Below are 1,830 nucleotides of genomic sequence, written 5' to 3'. Positions count from 1 at the left end.
CAATTCGTCGCCAAAGATTTCGACCATTGCGCGGACATGATCGGCCTCGCGTTCGGCGATTATCGGGGCCATTTTCTCCGGGGCAACGTCCGCCGCGATCTTCCAGATATTCCACTCCACGCTGCACAGGTGGAAGCCCCCGAGGCGGTCCAGCGCGAGCAGGCCGAGTCGGGCCTGTACCTCACCGTTGAAGGCTTCGGCAAAGTCTGTCGCCGAGGCGAAGGGGTCACCATCAACCATCCACGGCTCGCCCGGTGGCGGTTCCAGGTGTCGGGTTGCGGCGTAGTACGCCTGAAGCGCGATGCGGCAGGCATCCTCGGCCGAGAAGAAGCGGCATTGCGCCGCGTAGTCGGTTTTCATGCGATTATTTCCTTGGGGCTTCGGCCCCGGTGTGTTGTACCAGAGGCCCCTGAACAGCTTGCCGGCTTGCAGGGGCCTCGCCTTTTGTACGCCGTGGTGGCTGGGGCTCCCGCGCAGCGCGGGAGGCCCAGCAGACACCACGGGTGTCACTCTTCGGGCGGCAGTTCCACCCCCATGCGTTCGCGCAGTGCCATCTCAAACTCGCCCACCAGCTCGATCACGAAGCGCTCCCGATGCCCGCCGGCTTTGTCCATGGCGTAGTGGATGCCGTCGATAGCGCACATGATCACGTCGGGTTCGCTGATGCCGTAGGCCACCAGCCCCGCCTCCTTGCTGCCGCCCATCACCCAATCGCCTTCGTTTACAGGCACATTCACTGCATCGTCTCCGTCTTGAGGTAGACCCTCACCACGCCGCGAGACACATCGACGCGCCAAGGGGTAGGGATCAGCTCACCGGTGACAAGGTGCACGAAGCCCCCGGCGACCCGCTGCAACTTGGGGAAGCCCCGCCGCTCGTAGCGGCGGGCGTACATGCACCACTGTTCTTCCTCAGCGATTCGGCGTTCTTCTTCGGCGACGCGCAGATCCCACCATGCGGCGCTGCCTTCGGGCGGCCGTTCCGGGTCGACGTAACGAAGCCACACGGAGCCATCGGGTTGCGGCGTGCGCACCTCGACGCGGCGGGCGTTCCATGCTTCCTGGGCTTCCAGATCGGCGAAGCATGCTTCACCCCGACGCTGGTCCCACGCCTTGGCCACCCACATGGGCCACAGACGCTCACGCAGCTCCACGCGGCGGGCAGGGTCGTGGCCCCCGTTTCCATGCAGACGCACACCTTTGGGCAGGCGCTTGACGTCCTCGGGGCGGGTCTTGGTGGCGTACTTCACCATGTAGCCCACCGGGTTGCGGGCTGTCTCGATGTTGCTCATGCCATACGGCCACCAGCCGCACTGGTCGGGGCGGGGCAGGCGCAGCCTGCGCGGCACCCACACCAACACGTGGTAGTGCAATGCGCCGCGCTTCTGCAGCTCGCCGACCCACGCGAAGCGGCAAGGGCAGTCCCGGCGCTTGAACCACTGGCGCATCAGCCGCACGAAGCGGGACACGTGCCGTGGCTCCCATGTTTCGCCAGGTCGATAGGTCAGGGTGATGAAGGTCTTGCGGTACGCCGAGCGACCGAGACGGTCCGAGGCCCAGCGGGCTTCACGCTCGTGGAGCTTGGCCGCTTCCGTGATCGTGCGGCGTAGCCGCTGACAACGGGCCTTGCGCGGGTCGATGACTACCACGTCAGCCTGCATGCCACACCCCCGCCAAACGGCGTTGAAAGCGGGATGGGCCAAAGTGGCGTTCCACTTGTTTAGAAGAGCTGACAAGCCCCGCGCCGCTGCGCGCCGCCGCCGCCGCTCTGCCGAACCGTTCGGCAACCATGTCCAGGTCGCCCGCCATGTGCGCCGCCGCCGGCGGTGCC

4 protein-coding genes are annotated in these 1,830 nt (G+C 66.3%); all 4 read right to left on the bottom strand.

Features of this window, described 5'->3' with window-relative positions; all coding sequences use genetic code 11:
* Positions 1-360 (bottom strand): hypothetical protein (locus ABD017_RS16720; protein WP_343883956.1); only part of this gene is annotated, 360 nt, incomplete at its 3' end.
* A gap of 146 nt (positions 361-506) precedes the next feature.
* Positions 507-737 carry a hypothetical protein gene (locus ABD017_RS16715; RefSeq protein WP_343883955.1) on the bottom strand — a complete coding sequence of 77 codons (231 nt, stop codon included), beginning with the start codon at positions 735-737 and terminating at the stop codon, positions 507-509.
* Complete coding sequence (locus ABD017_RS16710; protein ID WP_343883954.1) at positions 734-1,660, bottom strand: rolling circle replication-associated protein; 927 nt, start codon at positions 1,658-1,660, stop codon at positions 734-736. The genes ABD017_RS16715 and ABD017_RS16710 overlap by 4 nt, the downstream gene beginning before the upstream one ends.
* The coding region (locus tag ABD017_RS16705; RefSeq protein WP_343883953.1) for a hypothetical protein at positions 1,650-1,830 on the bottom strand (181 nt) is incomplete at its 5' end. The genes ABD017_RS16710 and ABD017_RS16705, both read right to left, overlap by 11 nt.

Source organism: Rhodanobacter caeni, assembly GCF_039523575.1.
GTDB lineage: Bacteria > Pseudomonadota > Gammaproteobacteria > Xanthomonadales > Rhodanobacteraceae > Rhodanobacter > Rhodanobacter caeni.
The sequence above is the reverse complement of the archived record's forward strand: the minus strand, read 5'-3'. Positions and strand labels throughout refer to the sequence as shown.